Annotated in this window: 20 protein-coding genes and 1 pseudogene; 11 read left to right on the forward strand and 10 right to left on the reverse strand. The window is 60.0% G+C overall.

Annotated features, from left to right (window positions below; translation table 11 throughout):
* Positions 1-135: 135 nt before the first annotated feature.
* Positions 136-567: a hypothetical protein gene (locus QE453_RS16630; RefSeq protein ID WP_234882047.1), complete on the reverse strand. Its 432-nt coding sequence runs from the start codon at positions 565-567 to the stop codon at positions 136-138.
* Between the two features lie 139 nt (positions 568-706).
* On the opposite strand from QE453_RS16630, the gene QE453_RS16635 reads away from it, so the two are divergent.
* The 6 genes from QE453_RS16635 (at position 707) to QE453_RS16660 (ending at position 7,522) form a co-directional block, all read left to right on the forward strand.
* Complete coding sequence (locus QE453_RS16635) at positions 707-2,566, forward strand: alpha/beta hydrolase (protein WP_060942360.1); 1,860 nt, start codon at positions 707-709, stop codon at positions 2,564-2,566.
* A gap of 224 nt (positions 2,567-2,790) precedes the next feature.
* The gene (gene sfsA, locus QE453_RS16640; protein ID WP_309777496.1) at positions 2,791-3,510 is read left to right on the forward strand and encodes a DNA/RNA nuclease SfsA; all 720 of its coding nucleotides are present in this window, start codon (positions 2,791-2,793) and stop codon (positions 3,508-3,510) included.
* 31 nt (positions 3,511-3,541) lie between these two features.
* Positions 3,542-4,381, forward strand: coding sequence for a type I methionyl aminopeptidase (map, locus tag QE453_RS16645; RefSeq protein WP_006697403.1), 840 nt, complete (start codon positions 3,542-3,544; stop codon positions 4,379-4,381).
* 13 nt (positions 4,382-4,394) lie between these two features.
* Positions 4,395-5,228 carry a DNA repair protein RadC gene (gene radC / locus QE453_RS16650; protein ID WP_309777498.1) on the forward strand — a complete coding sequence of 278 codons (834 nt, stop codon included), beginning with the start codon at positions 4,395-4,397 and terminating at the stop codon, positions 5,226-5,228.
* Positions 5,229-5,364: 136 nt separating this feature from the next.
* Positions 5,365-5,787 carry a TadE/TadG family type IV pilus assembly protein gene (locus tag QE453_RS16655; RefSeq protein WP_004441978.1) on the forward strand — a complete coding sequence of 141 codons (423 nt, stop codon included), beginning with the start codon at positions 5,365-5,367 and terminating at the stop codon, positions 5,785-5,787.
* Between the two features lies 1 nt (position 5,788).
* On the forward strand, positions 5,789-7,522 hold the full coding sequence (locus QE453_RS16660) for a TadG family pilus assembly protein (protein WP_034498925.1): 1,734 nt from the start codon (positions 5,789-5,791) through the stop codon (positions 7,520-7,522).
* Between the two features lie 166 nt (positions 7,523-7,688).
* Here QE453_RS16660 and QE453_RS16665 read toward each other — a convergent pair whose 3' ends face one another.
* Complete coding sequence (locus QE453_RS16665; protein WP_004441981.1) at positions 7,689-9,065, reverse strand: class II 3-deoxy-7-phosphoheptulonate synthase; 1,377 nt, start codon at positions 9,063-9,065, stop codon at positions 7,689-7,691.
* Between the two features lie 528 nt (positions 9,066-9,593).
* Here QE453_RS16665 and QE453_RS16670 point away from each other — a divergent pair.
* Positions 9,594-10,499 carry a LysR family transcriptional regulator gene (locus QE453_RS16670; RefSeq protein WP_045533646.1) on the forward strand — a complete coding sequence of 302 codons (906 nt, stop codon included), beginning with the start codon at positions 9,594-9,596 and terminating at the stop codon, positions 10,497-10,499.
* On the opposite strand, the gene gor is transcribed toward QE453_RS16670, so the two are convergent.
* The 3 genes from gor to rpiA form a co-directional block, all read right to left on the reverse strand.
* On the reverse strand, positions 10,496-11,884 hold the full coding sequence (gene gor, locus QE453_RS16675) for a glutathione-disulfide reductase (protein ID WP_037093218.1): 1,389 nt from the start codon (positions 11,882-11,884) through the stop codon (positions 10,496-10,498). The genes QE453_RS16670 and gor overlap by 4 nt on opposite strands.
* Positions 11,885-12,026: 142 nt before the next feature.
* A complete protein-coding gene (locus QE453_RS16680; RefSeq protein WP_004441989.1) occupies positions 12,027-12,593 on the reverse strand; it encodes a DUF2059 domain-containing protein in 567 nt (188 codons plus the stop codon).
* A gap of 16 nt (positions 12,594-12,609) precedes the next feature.
* Positions 12,610-13,305 (reverse strand): ribose-5-phosphate isomerase RpiA, encoded by a 696-nt coding sequence (rpiA, locus tag QE453_RS16685; protein ID WP_006697397.1) that lies wholly within the window; start codon positions 13,303-13,305, stop codon positions 12,610-12,612.
* A gap of 188 nt (positions 13,306-13,493) precedes the next feature.
* Here rpiA and QE453_RS16690 point away from each other — a divergent pair, with 188 nt between their 5' ends.
* Together QE453_RS16690 and QE453_RS16695 are read left to right on the forward strand one after the other, a co-directional pair.
* Positions 13,494-14,195 carry an HAD family hydrolase gene (locus QE453_RS16690; RefSeq protein ID WP_309777499.1) on the forward strand — a complete coding sequence of 234 codons (702 nt, stop codon included), beginning with the start codon at positions 13,494-13,496 and terminating at the stop codon, positions 14,193-14,195.
* Positions 14,196-14,219: 24 nt separating this feature from the next.
* Positions 14,220-14,780, forward strand: a complete 561-nt coding sequence (locus QE453_RS16695) for a hypothetical protein (protein ID WP_048902820.1) — start codon at positions 14,220-14,222, stop codon at positions 14,778-14,780.
* Between the two features lie 63 nt (positions 14,781-14,843).
* Here QE453_RS16695 and QE453_RS16700 read toward each other — a convergent pair.
* Positions 14,844-16,713, reverse strand: a pseudogene (locus QE453_RS16700) (murein L,D-transpeptidase).
* Positions 16,714-16,874: 161 nt separating this feature from the next.
* The gene (locus QE453_RS16705; protein WP_144115311.1) at positions 16,875-17,216 is read right to left on the reverse strand and encodes a hypothetical protein; all 342 of its coding nucleotides are present in this window, start codon (positions 17,214-17,216) and stop codon (positions 16,875-16,877) included.
* Between QE453_RS16705 and fumC the strand changes: the two genes are divergently transcribed.
* Both fumC and QE453_RS16715 read left to right on the forward strand, forming a co-directional pair.
* Complete coding sequence (gene fumC / locus QE453_RS16710) at positions 17,206-18,597, forward strand: class II fumarate hydratase (RefSeq protein ID WP_060942550.1); 1,392 nt, start codon at positions 17,206-17,208, stop codon at positions 18,595-18,597. The genes QE453_RS16705 and fumC overlap by 11 nt on opposite strands.
* Positions 18,598-18,806: 209 nt before the next feature.
* Entirely contained in the window at positions 18,807-19,739 is a 933-nt protein-coding gene (locus tag QE453_RS16715) for an alpha/beta hydrolase (RefSeq protein WP_112554656.1), read from the forward strand.
* 221 nt (positions 19,740-19,960) lie between these two features.
* Here QE453_RS16715 and QE453_RS16720 read toward each other — a convergent pair whose 3' ends face one another.
* From QE453_RS16720 to tpiA, 3 genes are all read right to left on the reverse strand, one after another.
* The gene (locus QE453_RS16720) at positions 19,961-21,589 is read right to left on the reverse strand and encodes a CTP synthase (RefSeq protein WP_006697393.1); all 1,629 of its coding nucleotides are present in this window, start codon (positions 21,587-21,589) and stop codon (positions 19,961-19,963) included.
* Positions 21,590-21,748: 159 nt separating this feature from the next.
* Positions 21,749-22,207 carry a preprotein translocase subunit SecG gene (secG, locus tag QE453_RS16725; RefSeq protein ID WP_004442000.1) on the reverse strand — a complete coding sequence of 153 codons (459 nt, stop codon included), beginning with the start codon at positions 22,205-22,207 and terminating at the stop codon, positions 21,749-21,751.
* Between the two features lie 115 nt (positions 22,208-22,322).
* Positions 22,323-23,093, reverse strand: a complete 771-nt coding sequence (tpiA, locus tag QE453_RS16730; protein WP_022556222.1) for a triose-phosphate isomerase — start codon at positions 23,091-23,093, stop codon at positions 22,323-22,325.
* Between the last annotated feature and the right edge of the window lie 74 nt (positions 23,094-23,167).

Below are 23,167 nucleotides of genomic sequence, written 5' to 3' on the forward strand. Positions count from 1 at the left end.
GCGGGGAGAAGGTGGCCCGACGGGCCGGATGAAGGGGCAAACGCGGAGATATGCGGAGAGCTCGCCCCTCATCCCGCTGCCGCGGACTTCTCCCCTATGGGAGAAGAAACAAGTGGCATGCACTCGCCCAGCTCGTCACTGCGATGCAGGCGTTGCAACCGGCTTCTGATTTTCTGCCAGCGCCCGCAGCTCGGCCACCCGGCGCTTATATTCGGCTTCCGATATCTGGCCGTTGCGCCGTGCCGCGCCGAGGCGAGACAGGCTCGATTCCATGGTTGAGGCTTCGTCGTCGCCCATCTGCGTGCCAGCGGCCGTCAGCGGCTGCGAGAACGTCGGATAGGTCCCGGTGTCGCGCTTCTGGCTTACCGCGGTGTCGCTGACCGGACGAGGTCCGACGATTTCAGCCGTCGGACGGCGCATATGGGCGGGCGCGACAATCGGCTCGGGCGCCTTGCAGGCGGCAAGCGTGGTGACGAGCATGGCGCCGGAGAGCGAGAGGAACGCGATTCTTGCGGCGCTTTCCGAATATGTTCCCCATGTGCCGCATTTGCCCATGTGCTTGCCCATCGTCATGTTCCGCCTGTAAGGATATCTGCCGATATCGAATTCGACCGCGGTTCGGCCCTTTGCGGCCTCCCCTTGCTGGTGGAACTTGTATTCGTTTTCATGCAGAATGTGCAAACACAAATTTGGTGGAGGATGGTGCATGGCAGGTGTTGACGGCGGGGGCACGAAAAAGGGTGACAAAACGCCCGGCTTCGACGCCAGTTCCGCCGAGGCCTACCTGATCCGCGACCCCGAAACCTTCGCGATCAACATCGCACGCGCGCTCGAAAACCTCGGCAAGGCTGCCGGTGAATGGCTGGCGCCACGCGAACGCGGCGAAATTCCGCAGACGAGCGCCGATCCCGTGACCGATCTGGTCAAGACGCTCTCCGATGTCGCCGAATATTGGATGGCCGAGCCGAAGCGGTCACTGGAAGCGCAGACCCATCTGCTGTCGAGCTATTACGATCTGTGGTCGAAATCGGTGGCGCAATTTTCCGGAGCCTCCGATTCGACCTCGGAGAAAACGGCCGAAAGCGGCCCCGCACAGCGCAGAAGCAAACGTTTTGCCGATGCCGACTGGCAGGCCAACCCGTTCTTCGATTTTCTTCTCAAGGCCTATCAGACGACCGTCGGTTTTGCAGACCGGATGGTGACGGAGGCGGAGGGGCTGGATGAGCACACCCGCACCAAGGCGCTGTTTTACATGCGGCAGGTGACAGAGGCGCTTTCTCCGGCCAATTTCGTCTTCACCAATCCGCAGGTCTTCCGCGAGACGGTAGCCTCCAGCGGCGCCAATCTCGTCAAGGGCATGGCGCAGCTGGCGGAGGATGTCGCGGCCGGAAACGGCCATCTGAAGCTTCGCCAGACCGATTACAGCAAATTCGTCATTGGCCAGAACATTGCCGTCACACCAGGCAAGGTCGTTGCGAAAAGCGCGCTTTGCGAAATCATCCATTACGAGCCGACGACGGAAAAGGTCTTCAAACGGCCGCTGCTGATCGTGCCGCCCTGGATCAACAAGTTCTACATTCTCGATCTCAACCCGCAGAAATCCTTCGTCGGCTGGTGCCTCGAACAGGGCCACAGCGTCTTCATGGTATCCTGGATCAACCCGGATGCCGGTCTGGCCGAAAAAGGCTGGGACGATTATATCAGCGAAGGCATCGACTTTGCGCTTGATACCATCGAGGAACGGACTGGCGAAAAGGAGATCAACGCCGTCGGTTATTGTGTCGGCGGCACGCTTTTGGCCTCGGCGCTGGCGCTGCATGCACAGCAGGACAATGAGCGCATCCGCAGCGCCACGCTGCTCGCCGCGCAGACCGATTTCATCCATGCCGGAGACCTCAAGGTCTTCGTGGACGAAGGTCAGCTGGCCGCGCTCGACAGACACATGCAGGCCGTCGGTTATCTTGACGGTTCGATCATGGCCACCGTCTTCAACATGCTGCGCGCCTCCGATCTTATCTGGCCCTATGTGGTCGATAATTACCTGCGCGGCACCGAACCCCTGCCATTCGACCTGCTCTACTGGAACTCCGATTCCACCCGGGTGACGGCCGCCAGCCACTCGTACTATCTGCGCAACTGTTACCTCGAGAACAATCTCGCCCGCGGTCTGATGCGCGTTGCCGGCAAGCGCATCAATCTCGGCGACATCAACATACCCGTCTACGATCTCGCCACCCGCGATGACCATATCGCGCCCGCGAAATCGGTGTTCACGGGTGCTGCCCTGTTTGGCGGACCGGTGGAATTCGTGCTCGGCGCTTCCGGCCACATTGCCGGCGTCGTGAACCCGCCGCGGCTCGAGAAGTACCAATATTGGACGGGGCCATCACCAGCCGGAGACTTCGACGCCTGGCAGGCCGCCGCCACACCTCACAAGGGTTCGTGGTGGGTGCACTGGCAGAACTGGATCGAAAGCCAGAACGCCGAGAAGGTAAAGGCGCGGAAACCGGAGGACGGCAAGCGCCCGGTGCTCGGCGATGCGCCGGGAACCTATGTTCTTTTGTAGAATATCTGTGAAAAAGATGACCAGTACACGGCAGAAAGGCCTCTTCCACAGGCGTTCCCCGTCACCCTCATCCCTGTGCTTGTCACAGGAATCCAGTAGGCGCCGGTCTACGCGGCGAAAGACTTGCTTCAGCCCAAGGACTTGGGCTGGCTGGTTCTCTGTGACAAGCACAGGGATGAGGGATAAAAAGACCCTGCAAACACACAAGCTTACCTCAAGGCATCATGTTCTTCACGCCCCCGCTCGTTCCCGCAACGCTGATCTCCCGCTACAAACGTTTCCTCTTCGACGCAGTTCTGGAAGACGGCACGGCGATAACCGGGTCCTGCCCCAACACCGGCTCCATGCGTGGGCTGACGACGCCGGGTTCCCGCATCTGGCTGTCGCAACATGACAGCCCCACCCGCAAATACCGTCATATGCTGGAAATGGTCGAGGCCGATGGCACCGTCGTCGGCATCAATACCGGCATGCCGAACCGGCTGGCGGAAGAGGCGATCCTGAACGGCCGTATCCCGGAACTCGCCGGCTATTCGATAATCCGCCGAGAACAGAAATACGGGCGCAATTCCCGCATCGATTTCCTGCTATCCGAACCCGGTCGGCCGGACGCCTATGTGGAACTCAAGAACGTGCATTTCATGCGCGAGAAGGGCCTTGCAGAATTCCCCGATACCGCCACCAAACGCGGCGCAAAGCATCTCGAGGAACTGGGCGATGCAGCGGAAGCCGGTCACCGGGCGGTGATGCTTTATCTCATCCAGCGCGGCGATTGCGACCGGATGCGCATCTGCGACGATCTCGATCCGGTCTATGCGCTGGCTTTCCAACGGGCAATGGCGAGGGGCGTGGAGGCCTATGCCGTGAAATGCGCGGTCACCCCGGCACAAATTTCAGTCAACGGAACGGTTAAGATGGACGAGTGGCGTCCGGCTGTTTTATGAACAGGGACGTAAAGAGACAGAAAGTACTATGATGGTCACCTATATCGACGCCGCATCCGCCCCCCTCAAGAATACAGGCGTCATCCGCCTCTACACCCCTGAGGATTTCGACGGCATGCGCAAGGCGTGCCAGCTGACGGCGCGTTGTCTCGATGAACTCGCCGCAATCGTCAAGCCGGGTGTGACAACGGACGCCATTGACCGTTTCGTCTTCGAATTCGGCGCCGATCACGGCGCGCTGCCGGCAACGCTCAATTATCGTGGTTATACCAAATCCGTCTGCACTTCGATCAACCATGTGGTCTGCCACGGCATTCCCGATGAGAAGCCGCTGCGGGAAGGCGATATCGTCAACATCGATGTTACCTATGTGCTCGATGGCTGGCATGGCGATTCAAGCCGCATGTATCCGGTCGGCCAGATCAAGCGCGCTGCCGAGCGGCTGATGGAAGTGACCTATGAATGCCTGCTGCGTGGTATCGCGGCTGTAAAGCCCGGTGTGCGCACCGGCGCGATCGGCGCGGCGATCCAGACCTATGCGGAAGCCGAACGTTGCTCGGTGGTGCGCGATTTCTGCGGGCACGGCGTTGGGCGGCTGTTCCACGATACGCCAAACATCCTGCATTACGGCCGTCCGGACGAAGGTCCGGAAATCCGGGAAGGCATGATCTTCACCATCGAGCCCATGATCAATCTTGGCAAACCGCATGTGAAAGTGCTTTCCGACGGCTGGACGGCGGTGACGCGCGACCGTTCGCTGTCCGCCCAATATGAACACGCCGTTGGCGTCACGGCCACCGGCTGCGAAATCTTCACGCTGTCGCCCGGCGGCTTCGACCGTCCGGGCCTGCCGCCGCTTACCCCTTCATAAGGCCAGACCGCCCATGGCAAGACGCCCCGCCCCGCCTCCCGCCGAGCTTTCCACGACGTCCGGCTTTCAGGCGGGCGAAGGCGATCTCTTCGAAGGGGCGGACGAGCGCGGTTTTTTCGCCGAGCCGCGAAATGCGGTGAAGAAGCCGGTGCCTGTCATCGAGCCGCCGGCGGATGCCGCCCATTATCATGGTCACCGGGACCGGCTGCGGGCGCGGTATCGCGATAGCGGCGACGCGGCGCTTGCCGATTATGAGTTGCTGGAGCTTTTACTGTTCCGGCTGATACCGCGGCGCGACACAAAGCCTATCGCCAAGGCGCTCCTTGCCCGTTTCGGCACGCTGGGCGGTGTACTCGGCGCACCTCTGCCGCTGTTGCAGGAGGTGAAGGGCGTGGGCGAAGCCGTGGCGTTCGACCTGAAACTCGTCGCCTCCGTTTCCCAGCGCATGCTGAAAAGCGAAATCCGCAACAAGCAGGTTCTGAGTTCCTGGTCCTCGGTCATCGATTATTGCCACGCCGCCATGGCCCATGAAACGCGCGAACAGTTCCGCATCCTGTTCCTCGATAAGCGCAATGTCCTCATCGCCGACGAAGTGCAGGGGCACGGGACCGTGGACCATACACCGGTCTATCCCCGCGAAGTGGTGCGCCGCGCTCTCGAACTATCCGCTACAGCCTTGATTTTGATCCATAATCACCCGAGCGGCGACCCGACACCTTCGCGTGCTAATATCGAGATGACCAAGACCATCATCGATACGGCAAAGCCGCTCGGTATCGCCGTCCACGACCATATCATCATCGGCAAGGATGGCCACGCCAGCTTCAAGGGCCTGCGCCTGATCTGAAGCAGACGCGAAGGTTTACACAGGCCTGCAACCCATAAGCGCACGTCAACACAAAATTAACACCTATAAATTAGCATTTCCGAAAATAATAAATCAAGGCATCGAACCTTGGTGCCTTAAGGAACGGGGGTGCTTTATGCGTAATGCAGTGCGTTTCCTTCGCGATCGGTCCGGCTCGAACGCTGTCGAGTTCGCCATTGTCGCGCCAATCTTCTTTCTTGTCCTCCTGACCATGATTGCCTACGGCATTTATCTGATGGCGGCCTATTCGGTGCAGCAGATCGCCGCCGACGCGGCAAGAACGGCGGTCGCCGGCCTTAACACCACCGAGCGCCAGCAGCTCGCCCGGGATTTCGTCGCCAAGAGCGATCTCGGTTACGCCTTCCTGGATAAAAGACACTTCACGGTCGACGTCGCCACTGATCCCGCCAATGCCAACCAGTTCACCGTGAAAGTCGAATATGACGCCCGTGATCTGCCGATCTGGAGCCTCTACAGCTACACCCTGCCCGAGCCGGTCATCCGGCGTTTTTCCACCATCCGGATCGGAGGAGCATGACATGAGGACCATCCATTCCCTGCTCTCCGGTTTCCTGAGGGATCGCGCCGGCAACATCGCCATCTCCGCCGGCCTGACGGCGCCGCTTTTTATCGGCATCCTGGCGATTGGCGTCGATTACGGTTATCTGACCCTGCAGAAGCGGCAATTGCAGCAGACCGCCGATCTCGCGGCCATTTCGGCAGCAGCCAACGTCACCGACGCCGAAAAGACGGTGCAGCAATATTTTGCACTCAACGGCCTGGACCTCGGCGTCAGGACGGCGCAGGGGCTGCTAACGCCAACCGGGCTGCAGCCTTTCGATCCCCGGAATGAGTTTGCCAAAACCCACGGCTACGCCGAGGTTGTCAAAGGCCATTATGAACCGGATGCCAGCCTCCCGGTCGGACAGCGGTTCGTCGAAAACGCCCAGCCGACCAATGCGGTGAAAGTAAACATCTTCGAAAAGGGCCAGATCTTCTTCGCTTCGGCCTTTACAACGCCGCCAAGGATTTCGGCCGCCGGAACCGCCTCGTCTCAGAAAGTCGCCGCATTCTCGGTGGGATCGCGGCTTGCCAGCCTCAATGACGGCCTCCTGAACAGCCTGCTCGGCGGTCTGCTCGGCACCACGGTCTCGCTCAAGCTCATGGACTATCAGGCCCTCGTCGATGCCGATGTCAACGCGCTGCATGTCGTCGAAGCTCTCGCGATCGATCTTGGCCTCACCGCCGGCACCTACAAGGACGTGCTGCAGACTGAGATTACCTACGGCAAGTTCCTGAACGCGCTGACGAAAACGACGGGCCTGCAGCCAGCCGTCGTCACCGTTCTGAAGACATTGGAAAAAACCGCCGGCAAGAGCAACATCAAGCTCAAGCTAGAAGAAATCGTCAATCTCGGCCCCTTCACCGAAAAGCTCATTGGCAGCGGGGAAAATCTCAAGGTCAATGCCAGCGTCTTCGACCTTCTCAATGCCGCAGCCGTTGCCGGTAATGGCGGCAACCAGCTGGCGCTTGATCTCGGCGCTAATGTTCTCGGCCTCGCCTCGGCCAAGGTGACACTCGCCATCGGCCAGCCGCCGGTCGAAACGCCTTCGCTCGCCGTTGGCGGCCAGGGCACCGTGGTCCGTACCGCCCAGACCCGCCTCGCGGTCAATGTCGTGGTGGATGGGCTCCAGGCAATCGCCGGCCTCAAGGTCAATGTCCCGCTTTATGTGGAAGTCGCCCACGCGGAAGCCCGGCTTGCGGACATTCGCTGCACGGGCGGCGGACAGGGAACCGTGGATGTCGAAGTTGTTCCAGGCGTTGCAGAAATTGCACTTGGCAATGTCGATACTACGGCCTTCGCCAATTTCGGACGGGACCCGCGGGTGACAAAGGCGGCAATCGTGGATTCTGCCCTGCTTGCCGTCAACGGCAGCGCCCTCATCAACGCCACCAACATGACGAAGACCAAGCTGACCTTCACGCAGCTGGATATTGCCCAGGGCAAGATCAAGAGCGTCTCCACGAAGGATACCGTCACGACGCTCGTCAGCTCGCTGCTGAAGAACCTTGATCTCGACATCAGGATTCTCTTCCTCAACCTTGGCGGCCTCGGCGTCATCCAGACGGCGCTCGCCAACACGCTGTCCCTCGTCACCGCACCGGTCGATACGCTGCTTTACAACACGCTTCTGGTTCTCGGCGTCAAGATCGGCGAAGCCGATGTTCGTGTTACCGATGTCCGCTGCCAGCAGCCGGCTCTGGTACAGTAAGCCTATAGCCACAGATAAAAGTAGCCGCCGGAAATCCGGCGGCTTTATCATTACCAGAGGCTGAAGCGTCCGCGAGCGGGAGCCTCACACTCCCGAAGCCGGACCAGATCTTCAGTCCGGCACGATCAGACCTCGCGCAAGCGCAGAGAGACTTTCAGCTCTTCCATCAAGCGCTGGCGATTGCCAGGCGCTTCTCGTCGCGCCCGCTTTTCATGCGCTCTGACAGCAGGAACGCCAGTTCCAGTGCCTGATCGGCATTGAGGCGCGGGTCGCAATGGGTGTGGTAACGGTCGGACAGCGAATCCGCCGTCACGGCGCGCGCGCCACCCGTGCACTCCGTCACGTCCTTGCCGGTCATCTCGATATGGATGCCGCCCGGATGCGTGCCTTCGGCGCGGTGGATCTGGAAGAAGCTTTCGACCTCCGACAGGATACGCTCGAACGGGCGCGTCTTGTAGTGGTTGAGCGTGATCGTGTTGCCATGCATCGGATCACAGGACCAGACGACCTTGCGGCCTTCCTTCTCGACAGCACGGATGAGCTTCGGCAGGCTGTCCGCCACCTTGTCATGGCCGAAACGGCAAATCAGCGTCAGACGGCCGGCCTCGTTTGCCGGGTTCAGCGCGTCGATCAGCTCGATCAGATTGTCGGGCGTCAGCGACGGACCACATTTCAGGCCGATCGGGTTCTTGATGCCGCGGAAATATTCCACATGCGCATGGTCGAGCTGACGCGTGCGGTCACCGATCCAGATCATGTGGCCCGACGTGGCGTACCAGTCACCAGAGGTGGAATCGATACGGGTCAAGGCTTCTTCGTAACCAAGCAGCAACGCCTCATGGCTGGTGAAGAAGTCGGTCTCGCGCAGGCTCGGATTGCTGTCCGCGCTGATGCCGATGGCCTTCATGAAGTCCATGGTTTCGGAGATTCGGTCGGCCAGCTTGCGGTAACGGTCGGCCTGCGGGCTGTCCTTGATGAAGCCGAGCATCCACTGGTGAACGTTTTCGAGGTTGGCATAACCGCCCATTGCGAAAGCGCGCAGCAGGTTCAGCGTCGCCGCCGACTGGCGATAGGCGTCGAGCTGGCGCTCCGGGCTCGGAATGCGCGAGGCTTCGTTGAATTCGATGCCGTTGATGATGTCACCGCGGTAGGACGGCAGCGTCACGCCATCCTGCACTTCCACGTTGGAAGAGCGCGGCTTGGCGAACTGGCCGGCAATACGTCCCACCTTTACGACTGGCAGCTGTGCGCCATAGGTCAGCACCACGGCCATCTGCAGGAAGGCACGGAAGAAGTCACGGATATTGTCCGCGCCGTGCTCGAGGAAGCTCTCGGCGCAATCGCCGCCCTGCAGCAGGAAGGCGTTGCCTTCCGCCACATTGGCAAGCTGCTTCTTCAGGCGGCGGGCCTCACCGGCAAATACCAGCGGCGGATAGGTTGCAAGCGTGGCTTCCGTTGCCGCAAGCGCTGCCGCATCAGGATATTCGGGAACCTGCTGGATCGGTTTCTGCCGCCAGCTGCCGGGGGTCCAATTCTGTGCCATGTTCTTACCCTTCTTTCGACCGCGCAACCGCCGCGCGACCGCCTCGGAAATTTGAGCGGCTTATAGCTCCAAGCACAGGCTTTGCATAGACATCCGCGCGCCGCCCGCCCTCTTTCGGACCGTTTTGATCCGCCATGAAGGAGAAAAATGATTTCAAACGATTTAAATAGTTTCCGTGGATGGTTGCCCATCCCTCCGAAGTCACCGACTTCCGGGCTTGATGCAGAGATATCGGCGCAGGGAATGGGGCAGATGCAAGAGAAACACCACAAGCCGGTCCAGTGGCGAGCAAGGCCAGTTCTCCCATTCGGAAACACACCCGCCTCTTCCGCGGCGGATTTCCATGTGTCTAATCTTCTCCATAAGGAACATCGTTTCGGGTAACATGTCTGTCTCCTTTGTTGGAGACGAGTTAGGTTGCGCCCTGCAGCAAGCATAGAGGCAGGACTGAAAGACCCGTTTCATATCTGAACGGAGAAGACAGGCCCTGATGCGGCTAAGATGCTGCCATGATGTGGAGAGGATGCCGTGACAGAAGTGGACTGGGACGAGTTGAGGCTTTTCGACATTGTCGCCACAGAGGGCGGTCTCGCCGGCGCGGCGGGTAAAGCCGGGCTCAGTGCGCCGACGATTGGCCGAAAGATGATGCTTCTTGAACGCAAAATGGGGCGAACGCTCTTTATTCGGAGTCAGAACGGATACCGGCTCGCACCGGACGGCCAGGTCCTGTTCGAGAAGGTAAGGTCCATGCGCAACAGCGCGGCGGAAATCACTCAATGGCATAGCGACGCTTTTTCGCTACCGATCGTTTCTCTGTCGAGTGACATCTGGATTGCCGGATTCATAGCCACCAATGCGGCGGCCATTCGCGGCCCGTCGGACGCTTTCCGCCTGTGCTGCAAGCAATGTGAGAATGACGACGAGTTGACCTATAGGCGCGGCATGATCGCGATCAGGCACGTCAGGCCAGCCGCCGGGAATTTCGCCGTCCGGAAATCGGTCGACGTTGCCTATTGCGCCTATCGCGCGCGCGACAGCTCAGGCAAGAATGTTGAGCAATGGATTTCGATCGGCACCGAGGTCGCGAAATCCGAGGCCGAAAAATGGGTGTTCCGGCATCGGGAACCGCTGATCCACACCTGGACGAATGCCCCTGTCCTTTTGCCGAGCCTCATCCAGAGCGGGGCCGGAAAAGGCGTCCTGCCCTGCTTTATTGGTGACAACGTCCCCGGCCTCGTCCGCGACGGCGAGATCATCGAGGAACTGTCCCATCCGCTCTGGATCATCGTCAACGACGACGACCGGCACGCCCCGGAAATGCGGCTCGCCATAGATCGCCTCGTCGCTCTCCTGAAGGGCAACGAGGCGTTATTCGATGGCAGCCGCCATTATCAGGCAGAGACGAGCTGGAAGCCGGAGCGGAAGATGAGCTAGACCCGCTCGCCGTTTACGACGCGATAGCTCGGCGAATACATTGTCACCAGTTCCTCTGCCGCCGTTGGGTGAACGGCCATGGTGCGGTCGAAGTCATCCTTCGTGCAGCCGGCTTTCAGCGTGATGCCGAGAAGCTGCGCCATCTCGCCGGCCTCATGGCCGAGGATATGCACGCCGACGACCTTGCGGTCAGCGGCATTGACGATCAGCTTCATGATCGTTTTCTCCTGACGGCCAGATAGCGTCGCCTTCATCGGACGGAACTGGGCGCGATAGACTTCCAGTTCCGGATATTTCTTGCCGGCTTCCTCTTCCGAAAGGCCGACAGTGCCGATTTCCGGCTGCGAGAATACCGCCGTCGCAATCAGCTCGTGATCCGGCTTGGTCGGGTTGTTCTTGTATTCCGTCTCGATGAAGCACATCGCCTCGTGGATCGCCACCGGCGTCAGTTGTACCCGGTCGGTGACGTCGCCAAGTGCGAAGATGCTGGGCACGTTCGTGCGCGAATAATCGTCAACGACGATCGCGCCGCGGGCGTCCACCTCCACACCGGCATTTTCGAGACCGAGCCCCTTGGTATTCGGATCGCGGCCAAGCGCCAGCATCACCAGGCCCACATGGAGCGAAGCGCCCTGCTTGGTGCGGGCCACGAAACCGCCGGCGCCGTCCTTGCTGACTTCCTCGATGATGTCTTCCAGAATGATGCGGATGCCCTTGGCCTCCATCGCCTCATGCAGGCCCTTGCGCATATCCTGATCGAAGCGCGACAGGATTTCCTTGCCGCGATAGATCAATGTCGTTTCAACGCCGAGCCCGTGGAAGATATTGGCGAATTCCACCGCGATATAACCGCCGCCGGCAATCAGGATCGATTTCGGCAGCTCCTCGAGATCGAAAGCCTCGTTGGACGAAATCGTCAACTCGTGGCCGGGCAGCGCCTTGTGTTCGTTCGGCGTGCCGCCGACAGCGATGACGATGCGCTCGGCGGTGAAGGTTTCTCCGGTTTTCGTCAGCTTGACGGTATGGGCATCCACGAGCTCCGCCCGGCTGTCGAAAATATCGGCCTTGGCGTTTTCCAGACCCTTACGGTAGAGCCCTTCGAGACGGGTGATTTCCTTGTCCTTCGCCGCGATCAGCTTTTTCCAGTCGAAGCTGCGCTCGCCGACGCTCCAGCCGAAACCTTCGGAATCCTCGAAATGCTCGGGGAACTGCGAGGCGTAGACGAACAGCTTCTTCGGCACGCAGCCGCGGATGACGCAGGTGCCGCCATAGCGGTATTCCTCGGCGATCGCAACGCGCTTGCCGAGCGAGGCAGCTACACGGCCGCTGCGCACGCCGCCGGAACCGCCACCGATGACGAAGAGATCGTAGTCATAAGCTGTCATAGTCAAAACCCCTGATCAAAACCGCCATCAGCCGCAAACGGGCAGCGGTGCATTCACGCCCACATATAGGTGCTGCGGCGCACAAATGAAAAGCCCGGTCTTGCGGCCGGGCTTTGAATATTTCTGAACCTGGAAAAGCGCCTTATGGCTTGGCAGCCGGAGCGCCACCCGTGGCATTGTGATCCGCCGGAAGCGGCTTCAGATCAGCGCCGGCGACCTTCTGCAGTTCGGTCATGCTGGCAGCGTTGAGATCGCGGTTGATACCGGCGGCCCAGATATCGGCAGCCTTCATCAGTTCGCGGGTCGCAATCGGGCCGTCCTTCAACAGCTTCTTGCCAGCTTCGCTGCTGTAGAAGGTGGAGATGGCGTTCAGTTCCTCGACCGAAAAAGCACGTGCATAGGTCAGCGCGGCCTCACGCTCGAGATCGGCGCGGCGCGGTGCAAGCTCAAGCGCCTTGGCGTCAACCGTCGCGGTGATCGCATCCTGAACATTCGGCGAAGCCTGAATAAGTTCTGCCTTCAGACGTTCGGCCAGTCCCGGCAGAATGTCGTCGAAACGGTCGGTAACGCCAAGAGAGGCGATCGCCTGCCGCGCGGCAGCAACATGCGCTTCGGAAATTTCCTGGGCGCGTGCGGCAGTACCGAACACGATGCCGGAAATGAGGATCGAAGCAGCGGCAGCTTTGCCCAGTCCCGCTAGTTTGATCATGAAAATCTCGCTCCTGTTATACTGCCTGCATCACGCGGGCGCCTTCAGGGCCAGCGATAATGGCAAGCGATGCCAAATTTATGAAAAGTCCGTGCTCGACGACACCGGGAATCGTGTTCAGCTCGCGTGCTAGCGCTTCTGCATCAGGAATACGGCCAAAAGATGCGTCGAGAATAAGGTGTCCGCCATCCGTCATGAAGACGCCGTCACCGGAAGAGCGAAGCTTCAACTCACCCGACAGGCCGGACCGCGATGCCAGCTTTTCGATGGCGATGCGGGTCGCAACCTGGCCAAACGGATTGATCTCGATGGGCAGAGGAAAGGCGCCCAGCGTCTCCACAACCTTGCTCTGGTCGGCGATGACGATCACGCGTGCGGATGCCGCCGCGACGATCTTCTCGCGCAGCAGTGCACCGCCGCCGCCCTTGACGAGCCGCAACGCGTGGTCAACCTCATCCGCACCGTCAATGGTCAGATCCAGTTCCGGCAATTCATCGAGAGATTTCAGCGGCACGCCAAGCTCGACGCACAGACGCGCGGTGCGCTCGGATGTCGGCACGCCCTCGACCTTGAGGCCGGCGGCGACCTTCTCGGCCAGAAGCCGGACGAATTCCTCGGCCGTCGAACCCGTGCCGATACCGAGCCGCATCCCATCCTGTACATGGGACAATGCGGCCTCGGCGGCCTTGATTTTCATCTGGCGGGCATCCATGTGCCTGAAACTCCGGTAGCTTTGTCGTCGCCGTGCTGTTTACACGGGTCGAAAGCCAAACGAAAGCCTTTTTCAAGGCAACGAACAGAACGTTGTGATGCGGTTGCAAAGACAGGAGGCTTTGCCTAGGCTTGGCGCGAATGAAAGCATGAATAGCTCAGCCCCGCATTCTACAAGAGGCAGTTTCCGTGACATCCCGCCCGCTCTCCCCGCTCGCCATTTTCGATCTAGACGGTACGCTGGTCGATACCGCCGCTGATCTCGTCTCGAGCCTCAACCATACCATTGCCGCCGCCGGGCTTGCGCCCGTCACCTATGACGACCTGACGCATCTCGTCGGCCAGGGCGCGCGGGTCATGATCAAGCGCGCCTTTGCACTGCGCGAAACGGAACTGCCGGAAGCCGACGTCGATCCGCTCTACGAACGCTTCATCACGCACTATCGCGCTGAAATGCCCGGCGAAAGCCGCCCCTACCCCGGCATCGTCAAAACGCTGGATGCGCTTTCGCAATCCGGCATAACGCTTGCCGTCTGCACCAACAAGACCGCAGTCCTCGCTGTACCGCTGCTCGAAAAACTCGGCCTGACCCACTATTTCGCCGCCATCACCTGCGGTGACACTTTCGAATTCCGCAAGCCGGATGCACGCCATATTCTCGGCACCATCGAAAAGGCCGGCGGCGATATCAGGCGCACGGTCATGGTCGGCGACAGCATCAACGATATCCTCGCCGCCCGGAATGCAAACGTCCCCTCCATCGGCGTCACCTTCGGTTACACGGATATACCGATGGCCGAGCTCGAGCCAGATGTCGTCATCGATGATTTCGAAGCCCTGACACCTGATTTGTTCGCGAAGCTGATTGAAAGAGGCGCTGCTGCGGCTTGAGTGCTGCGTGCTGACGAAATCGGGATGGTCGACGAAAAGTTCTTTTTCCCGCGCAAGGCTGTAAGCATCATCGCGGTGGGCGACACAGGCGAAGCTCTACTTTTGCGCGCTATATTGGAGAGCCTGGGAGCCGCGGTTCGCCTGCACCTCCCGGGAACGCCGGAAGATATTCTGGCGTGCCTGAATCAACCTGATAACCCGCCGCCCTATCTCATCATCAGCGGCCATGGCGATCAAAATGGCCTCGTGATCGGAGACATCAATCCCGACGTGACCCAATTGAAATTGCGCGAGGGCAGCCTGCCTGTTGAAGCAATTCTGGGAAAAGTCCACCTGTCGGGCACTGTAATTTTCAGCACGGCGTGCTGCACGGGCTACGATGCTTTCGGGAAGGCCTTTATTGAAGGCGGCGCGAAAGCCTACATTGCTTCGGCGGGTTACCCGGACGGTGCGGCGACGCCACTTTTCGTCCATATGTTGTTTTACGAACTGCTAGTCGGCAAATCATCGCTTGAAGACGCGCTTAGCCTCGCTGCAACGATCGATGACGATGGCGACCTCGCATTCGCACTTTTCAAGCAGTAGCCAGAACCGCAATCGCCGGAACAAAAAAGCGCCGTTTCCGGCGCTTTTTCTAGGTGCGACCTATCAGATCGAAGCAGCCCTTGCCTTCGTCGTCACCGCAAAGGCCTTCTGCACGTAGCTGTCGCGATCATAGACATCATCGAAGAACTGGACCTTGCCGTCCTTATCCGGCCAGGCGGTGAAATAGGCCACATAAACCGGAATCTTTTCCGGCACCTGCACGGCGCGGTTCTTGCCTGACGCAATCTGCTCGCCAACCTTGTCAACGCTGGTGCCAAGAACGGCAGCCGCCATGCGGCGCGGGTCGACCAGGCGAATACAGCCATGGCTCAGCGCCCGCATGTCGCGGTTGAAGAAGCTTTTGGCCGGCGTGTCATGCATGTAGATGGCATGTGCGTTGGGGAAGAGGATTTTCAGGTCGCCCAGCGCATTGTCGCTGCTCGGCGGCTGGCGCACGGAAACGGCGTTGGTCGAGCCATACCAGTTGACGCTGGAGGACGACACGGCGCGCCCATTCACCTGCACTTCGTAACCCAGGCGATCGAGGTATGATGGGTCACGGCGCAGCTTCGGCAGCATTTCGTTGATGATGATCGACTGCGGTACCGCCCCAATAGGGGTTGAACTCGACGGTCTGAATCTCGTCCTGGAAGAAATAGGTCTGGTTGGCCTTGGAGCCGACCACGACCTTCATGCCGAACTGTTCGACGCCATCATTGTGGTAATAGGCCATGAAGGCGGGCTGGTTGATGAAGACGTAACGCTGGCCGAGATCGGCCGGCAGCCAGCGGATCTGCTCCATGGCCACCTGCACCTTGGCGATCTTCGCGTCGTTGCTTTCGCCGACCATGGCGCGCACGGTCGCACGACCGATGACGCCATCCGCCTTCAGGCCATTTTCGCTCTGGAACGCCTTCACCAGATCGACGAGATCGGGCGTGTAATCCGGCGTCTGCTGGTAAGCGGAGATCGTTGCGGCATGTTCCGCCTTGAAGGCGGGAGAAGCCCGATGTTCGATAGCCTTGACGACACTCGCCATGTCAGCGCTGCTGTTGCCGGGCTTCAGCACAAGATCGGCGGGAACACGAACGACATGGGCGGCATCGCCCTCGCCACGCAGGCGGGCAAGCTCTGCCTTCAGCGCCTGATACTCGGCGCTGGAGGGCTCGCGGCTGCGCAGATAAGCGGCCACATCTGGGCTAAGGCCAGCAAGCTTCAGCACGGGAGCGAGGTTCACCGTCTTGCGCTTGAAATCATGGTAACCGGACAGCCGGTTCGGATCGACGCGGCCACGGGTCGTATCCTGCACATAGGCGAGAACCTTGGCGGACAGCGCCAGCTCGAACTGCATCTGCGCCCGCTGATAGGCATCGGAAACAGGCGCCGAAGCCGTCTCGACCGGTGTGCCGTTCGATGTGGTGCCGGCAACATTGCTGCTGATACTCGCAGTCACATCCTTGGCCGGTGCGGAAATGCTGTAATCGGCGGGATCGAGACCGCTTTCGCCAACCGTCTCCAGGAAAGCGATGGCGGCGTTGGCGCGCTCGGTCAGTTCGCCACCGGATACCCACAACGTCTTGCCGCCAGCGCCGTAATAAGCCTCAAGCGCCTTGGCGATCTCGGGCGTGGCGCTGAACTTGAGATTGGCAAGGCCTTCGCCGAAATTCGCGGTGTTCACCGCCCGGGCTGTATCCGCCTTGTAATCATAATAGCGTGGGCCGGAAACGCGGGGCAAAGGCTCGGGATCGGAAGCATCAGCACTCTGACCGGCACCCGATCCGGAGCCGGATGGCGAGGTGACGATGCCGGCCGGCGGCAACTCGCCGCGATCCCGCGCGATCTTGCCGGGCCCGCCGCGCAGGAGGTCCATCAGGGTCACCGCACCGGCGCTGCCGGGAAGAGCGGTGGAAACGGAAAGACCGAGAGCCAGCACCAGTGCTGCCGATGATTTTCCAGATGTGACTTGCAATTTGATCCTCGTAGCACCCAGCACCACCGGCAAAAACGGCGGGCATTAGTTTCATGCCTGTCTAGCCGATCAACGGCCTGTTGAAAAGAAAACGCCCAAAGCTCAAAATCGTGCCGAAATGAACCTCATAATACAGCCAAAGCCGTAAAAACGTAATTTCCAGAATTGGCGAGAATGGTTAAATTTCTATTTATTTCATTCACTTTGCTTTGAGCGCCCGCCCCGGTACAAGCCCGGTTTCCCTGCCTTTTCATGACGTAGTAAAAATGCCACGCGGCCGGGTTTTTCGCCTTGCTGCATTCGCTGCAGGCAAATCGCCGCGGAACGACGGGAAATATCTTCCCGCGCCGCATTGCAGCGGCTTTCTTTGCCGCCGCGATGATTCTATATATCGGCCGCGCAAGGCGGGCGAAGGCGCCGTTTTGGCGGAGGAACACGAGTAAAAAGGCAAGATTGATGACAGCCACACGGACGGAAACCGATACATTTGGCCCTATTGAAGTTCAGGCCGATCGCTACTGGGGCGCGCAGGCGCAGCGCTCGCTCGGCAACTTCAAGATCGGCTGGGAAAAGCAGCCCGCCTCTGTCGTTCGCGCGCTCGGCATCGTCAAGCAGGCCGCCGCCCGTGCCAACATGGCGCTTGCCGGCCTCGACCCGAAGATCGGTGAAGCCATCATCGCCGCCGCACAGGAAGTCATCGACGGCAAGCTGACCGAGCATTTCCCGCTCGTCGTCTGGCAGACCGGCTCCGGCACCCAGTCCAACATGAACGCCAATGAGGTGATTTCCAACCGCGCAATCGAGATGCTCGGCGGCGAAATGGGCAGCAAGAAGCCGGTTCATCCCAACGACCACGTCAATATGAGCCAGTCTTCGAACGATACCTATCCGACGGCGATGCACATCGCCTGCGTCGAGCAGATCGTTCACCACCTGCTGCCGAGCCTGAGGCACCTGCACCAGGCGCTGGAAGCCAAGGTCAAGCAGTTCGAAAAGATCATCAAGATCGGCCGCACCCACACGCAGGATGCAACGCCGCTGACGCTCGGCCAGGAATTCTCCGGTTACGCCGCGCAGGTTGCCTCCGCCATCGCCAACATCGAAACCACCCTGCCCGCGCTTTCCAAGCTCGCCCAGGGCGGCACGGCCGTCGGCACGGGCCTCAATGCCCCTGTTGGTTTTGCCGAAAAGGTAGCCGAGGAAATTTCGAAGATTACCGGCCTTTCCTTCGTCACCGCGCCGAACAAGTTCGAAGCGCTTGCCTCGCATGATTCCATGGTCTTCTCGCATGGCGCGATCAACGCGGCAGCAGCGGCACTCTTCAAGATCGCCAACGACATCCGCTTCCTCGGCTCCGGCCCCCGCGCCGGTCTCGGCGAACTCTCGCTGCCGGAAAACGAGCCCGGCTCGTCCATCATGCCGGGCAAGGTCAACCCTACCCAGTCGGAAGCACTGACGCAGGTTTGCGCCCACATCTTCGGCAACAATGCAGCGCTCTCCTTCGCCGGTTCGCAGGGCCACTTCGAGCTCAACGTCTATAACCCGATGATGGCCTATAACTTCCTGCAGTCCGTCCAGCTTCTGGGCGACGCGGCCGTCTCCTTCACCGACAATTGCGTCGTCGGCATCGAGGCCCGCGAAGACAACATCAAGAAGGGCGTCGAAAACTCGCTCATGCTGGTGACGGCGCTGAACGGCAAGCTCGGCTACGATATCTGCGCCAAGATCGCCAAGACCGCCCACAAGAACGGCACGACCCTGCGCGAAGAAGCCGTTGGTGGCGGATACCTCACCAACGAAGAATTCGACCAGTATGTGCGTCCGGAGAACATGATCGGGCCGAAGTAAGCCGGTCGGGATTTGTCACTGGAGTTAAAACGGGCCTTCGGGCCCGTTTTTGTTTGCTTGATTGACACGCCGCAGAGAGACAGCGACATCGCTGACCCGAACCGGAATATCTTGTTGCAACCATATTGTCCTGTTGGTTTTTATATAGGCCTCATAAACTGCTCTACCGGGAGAATACCGGATCCAAGTGCCTGATGGAGGAAGACATCATGATCTGCCGCCGCAGCCTTCTTTTTGCCGGGGCATTCCTCGCCACATCAGTGAAAATCCCAAATCTGCTTGCTAAAGACAATCCGCGCCGTCTTGCTCTTTGGCCCGGCAGCCCGCCCGGTGGTGGCGGTCCAGACGGCCCTACGGATATCAGCAAAAAAGGCGCCGTCACCAACATCACCATACCAGGCCTTGAGATATTTGCCCCCGAAAGGCCTAATGGGTCCGCAATGATCATCGCTGGAGGCGGTGGATATAAACGCATCGAGGAGGGCAAGGAATCCAATCCCGCCGCCCGCTGGCTCGCGGCCAGAGGCATTCATACCTTTGTCCTCAGCTACCGCCTGCCGATTGAAGGTTGGGCTGCCGGGCCGCTCGCACCGCTTCAGGATGTGCAACGCGCGTTTCGTCTGGTGCGTGCACACGCCTCGGACTGGCAGATCGATCCGCACAGGGTCGGCGCGCTCGGTTTTTCAGCGGGCGGCCACCTCATGGGGCTTGCCGCCGCCCGCTCGGCTTTTACGTCTTATGATCGTATCGACGACATTGACGGGCAATCAGCCCGCCCGGATATCGCAGCGCTGATCTACCCAGTCATCACGCTTGCCGCTCCCTATGACGATACCTCGACCCGCAGATCGCTTGTCGGCAGACACCCGACAGATAAGGCCACACGCGAATGGTCGGTGGAAAGCCATGTGCGCAAGGATTGTCCGCCAATTTTCCTGGCACAGGCGGATGACGACCGGATCTCCAATCCAGCCAACAGCCGGCTCATGCGAGACGCCTGTGAAAGGGCTGGCGTGGATGTCGAATTTCATCCGATCGCGTCGGGCGGTCACGGCTTTGGCATGGGCAAGGCCGGCACCCCATCGGAAGAGTGGCCAAACTGGTACGAAGTGTGGTTGCGGAAGCATAATTTTCTCGCGTGAGGCCGTTAGCGAACGATAGCAACGTGCATCTTCGGACGGTCGCCCTTCTTCCGTCATCCTCGGGCTTGACCCGAAGATCCGTAACCGCCGAACGATGGATCCTCGGGAGTCAAGCCCGAGGATGACAGAGCAATACGCATCGACGAATGCTCAGCCGAAAGTGCGCATACCGCAAACAAAAAGGGCCGCTTTCGCGGCCCTCTTCATAATCCTTCAAACCGTCAAACCAGCCGGCTCTGCTCCACCGCCGCTTCGATGAAGCTGGCGAAAAGCGGATGCGGGTCGAGCGGGCGGCTCTTCAATTCCGGATGATACTGAACGCCGATGAACCACGGATGATCAGGATATTCCACCGTTTCCGGCAGCACACCATCCGGAGACATGCCGGAGAAGACGAGGCCGCATTCTTCCAGCCGGTCCTTGTAGTCCACATTCACCTCGTAGCGGTGACGGTGGCGCTCGGAAATATCCGTGGAGCCATAAATCTCGGCGATCTTGGTATCCTTCTTCAGCGCCGCCTTATAGGCGCCGAGGCGCATCGTGCCGCCGAGATCACCCTTGGAGGAGCGCTTCTCCAGCTCGTTACCCTTCACCCATTCGGTCATGAGGCCGACAACCGGCTCGGACGTCGGACCGAATTCGGTCGAAGAGGCATTTTCGATGCCGGCCAGATGACGGGCCGCTTCCACGACCGCCATCTGCATGCCGAAGCAGATGCCGAAATAGGGCACGTTGCGCTCACGCGCAAACTGCGCCGCCATGATCTTGCCTTCCGAACCGCGCTCGCCGAAACCGCCCGGCACCAGAATGCCGTTGACCTTTTCAAGGTATGGCGTTGGATCTTCCTTTTCGAAGACTTCAGACTCGATCCACTCGAGCTTGACCTTGACGCGGTTGGCAAAGCCGCCGTGATGCAGCGCCTCGATGAGCGACTTATACGCGTCCTTGAGGCCGGTATATTTGCCGACGATCGCAATCGTCACTTCGCCTTCCGGCGTGCGGATACGGTTGCAGACCTCTTCCCACTGCTCCAGACGCGGCTTAGGCGCCGGCTCGATGCCGAAAGCGGCCAGCACTTCCGAATCGAGGCCTTCCTTGTGGTAGGCAATCGGAACGTCATAGATATTCGCCACATCCAGCGCCTGGATGACGGCGGAGGGACGCACGTTGCAGAACAGCGAAAGCTTGCGTCGTTCCGCTTCCGGGATTTCCCGGTCGGCGCGCACCAAAAGGATGTCGGGGTGAATACCGAGCGCCTGCAACTCCTTGACGGAGTGCTGGGTCGGCTTGGTCTTCAGCTCGCCCGCTGCCGGAATATAGGGCATCAGCGTCAGGTGAAGATAGATCGCCGTGCCGCGCGGCAGATCGTTGCCGAGCTGACGGATCGCTTCCATGAACGGCATCGCCTCGATGTCACCCACCGTGCCGCCGATCTCGCAGATGACGAAGTCGTAATCGTCATTGCCTTCGATCACGAAATCCTTGATCTCGTTGGTGACGTGCGGAATGACCTGAACCGTTGCGCCGAGATAATCGCCGCGCCGTTCCTTGTCGATGATGTTCTTGTAGATGCGACCGGTGGTGATGTTGTCGGTCTTGGTGGCCGAACGCCCGGTAAAGCGCTCATAGTGGCCAAGGTCGAGGTCCGTCTCGGCACCGTCGTCAGTCACGAACACTTCGCCGTGCTGTGTCGGGCTCATGGTGCCGGGATCGACGTTCAGATAGGGGTCGAGTTTGCGAAGCCGCACCCGATAACCACGGGATTGCAGCAAAGCTCCGAGTGCAGCAGCTGCGATGCCCTTACCGAGAGAGGAGACCACGCCGCCTGTGATGAATACATATCGCGCCATGGGATTCACCGGATACCTTTTTACCTCTGATTCCGCCAGCCCAAATTTCATGCTGTTGCAAATTCGCTGTTGACGAATTCACAATTCAACTGGCCGGAATGCGAACAAAAGAAAACCGGCAGGCTTTTGGCCTGCCGGAGCGTTAAATCAGAACCGGGCTTATTGACCGGTCGGAACTGCGTTCGGATCGGCGGGCTGCGCCGGGGCCGGAGCGGCCGTGCCGGAAGCAGCCGGAGCCGGTGTGGTCTGTGCGGGAGCAGCAGCGCCGTTATTGGTCGGAACACCATTTTCAGCCGGAGCCGGCGTCGAAGGCGTCGTCGACGGGCCGAGCGTGTCGAGAATGCCGTTGCCCTGGCCCTGCGTGGCCGGAATACGGTTCAGGATATCGGTCGGACGCGATTCGTAACGGGTCAGAAGACCAAGGCCGAGCGACGTTGCGAAGAACAGCGCCGCAAGGATCGCGGTGGTGCGCGTCAGGGCATTGGCCGTTCCGCGCGCGGACATGAAGCCCGAACCGCCGCCGATACCGAGGCCGCCGCCTTCGGAACGCTGGATCAGGACCACGCCGACAAGCGCCAGCACGATCATGAGGTGAATAACAATCAAAACGGTCTGCATGACAATCCATTCCATGCCCCGCGCGGAGCAACATAAAGAAGGTTTTGCGGCTCTTTACATGAGGCGAAGGCTTATTCCAAGCCCCTTTCCCGATACTCTTTCAGGAAAGCCTCATTCAGGCCGTCAGTCGCTCATATGCCGCATAGATGGACAGGAAGTCCGACGCTTTCAAGCTTGCGCCACCAATCAGCGCGCCATCGACGTTTTCAACGCCCATCAGTTCCAGCGCATTGGCCGGCTTTACCGATCCACCATAAAGGATGCGCATGGTCTTTCCGGCATCGCGGAAGCGCTTGACGAGCTCGTCACGCATGAAGGCATGAGCCTCGCGCACATCGTCCACCGTCGGCGTAAGACCGGTGCCAATCGCCCAGACGGGTTCATAAGCGATAACGGTATTTTCCGCCGTTGCCTCATCCGGCAGCGAGCCGGCAAGCTGGCGCTTCAGAATATCGAGCGTCTGGCCCGCCTTGCGCTCATCGGCCGTTTCGCCAATGCAGACAATGGCGATGAGATCGGCCGCATGGGCGGCAGATGCCTTGGCGCGAACCAGGTGATCAGTCTCGGCATGGTCGGTGCGGCGCTCGGAGTGGCCAACGATGACGTGGGTGCCAAAGCAGTCGGCAATCATCTCGGCGGAAATATCGCCAGTATGGGCACCGGAGGCGTTCTGGTGGCAATCCTGCGCGCCGATCATCAGCGGGCTGTCGTCACAGAGCGCGGTCGCGACATAAAGCAGCGTTGAAGGCGGGCAGATCAGCGCATCCACCTTCTCGGACAGCGCGCCCTTGACACCCTCTGCCATGGCCTTGATCTGGTCGAGCGAGGCACGCGTGCCGTTCATCTTCCAGTTTCCGGCAACAAGCGGTCGAACATTCGGCGTCATGCGTATCCCATTCCCTTTGTCTCGGGGCGCAGCCCTAGCGGCGCCCTATCCCTCAGCCGCTGACGGCCCTTGAT

Origin of the sequence: Agrobacterium sp. SORGH_AS_0440, from assembly GCF_031453135.1 — a bacterium.
GTDB lineage: Bacteria > Pseudomonadota > Alphaproteobacteria > Rhizobiales > Rhizobiaceae > Agrobacterium > Agrobacterium pusense.

Coding starts and splice junctions, on each gene's coding strand:
- QE453_RS16630 (WP_234882047.1), bottom strand. CDS start 567: ATGGGCAAGCACATGGGCAAATGCGGCACATGGGGAACATATTCGGAA.
- QE453_RS16635 (WP_060942360.1), top strand. CDS start 707: ATGGCAGGTGTTGACGGCGGGGGCACGAAAAAGGGTGACAAAACGCCC.
- sfsA (WP_309777496.1), top strand. CDS start 2,791: ATGTTCTTCACGCCCCCGCTCGTTCCCGCAACGCTGATCTCCCGCTAC.
- map (WP_006697403.1), top strand. CDS start 3,542: ATGGTCACCTATATCGACGCCGCATCCGCCCCCCTCAAGAATACAGGC.
- radC (WP_309777498.1), top strand. CDS start 4,395: ATGGCAAGACGCCCCGCCCCGCCTCCCGCCGAGCTTTCCACGACGTCC.
- QE453_RS16655 (WP_004441978.1), top strand. CDS start 5,365: ATGCGTAATGCAGTGCGTTTCCTTCGCGATCGGTCCGGCTCGAACGCT.
- QE453_RS16660 (WP_034498925.1), top strand. CDS start 5,789: ATGAGGACCATCCATTCCCTGCTCTCCGGTTTCCTGAGGGATCGCGCC.
- QE453_RS16665 (WP_004441981.1), bottom strand. CDS start 9,065: ATGGCACAGAATTGGACCCCCGGCAGCTGGCGGCAGAAACCGATCCAG.
- gor (WP_037093218.1), bottom strand. CDS start 11,884: ATGACAGCTTATGACTACGATCTCTTCGTCATCGGTGGCGGTTCCGGC.
- QE453_RS16680 (WP_004441989.1), bottom strand. CDS start 12,593: ATGATCAAACTAGCGGGACTGGGCAAAGCTGCCGCTGCTTCGATCCTC.
- rpiA (WP_006697397.1), bottom strand. CDS start 13,305: ATGGATGCCCGCCAGATGAAAATCAAGGCCGCCGAGGCCGCATTGTCC.
- QE453_RS16695 (WP_048902820.1), top strand. CDS start 14,220: ATGGTCGACGAAAAGTTCTTTTTCCCGCGCAAGGCTGTAAGCATCATC.
- fumC (WP_060942550.1), top strand. CDS start 17,206: ATGACAGCCACACGGACGGAAACCGATACATTTGGCCCTATTGAAGTT.
- QE453_RS16715 (WP_112554656.1), top strand. CDS start 18,807: ATGATCTGCCGCCGCAGCCTTCTTTTTGCCGGGGCATTCCTCGCCACA.
- QE453_RS16720 (WP_006697393.1), bottom strand. CDS start 21,589: ATGGCGCGATATGTATTCATCACAGGCGGCGTGGTCTCCTCTCTCGGT.
- secG (WP_004442000.1), bottom strand. CDS start 22,207: ATGCAGACCGTTTTGATTGTTATTCACCTCATGATCGTGCTGGCGCTT.
- tpiA (WP_022556222.1), bottom strand. CDS start 23,093: ATGACGCCGAATGTTCGACCGCTTGTTGCCGGAAACTGGAAGATGAAC.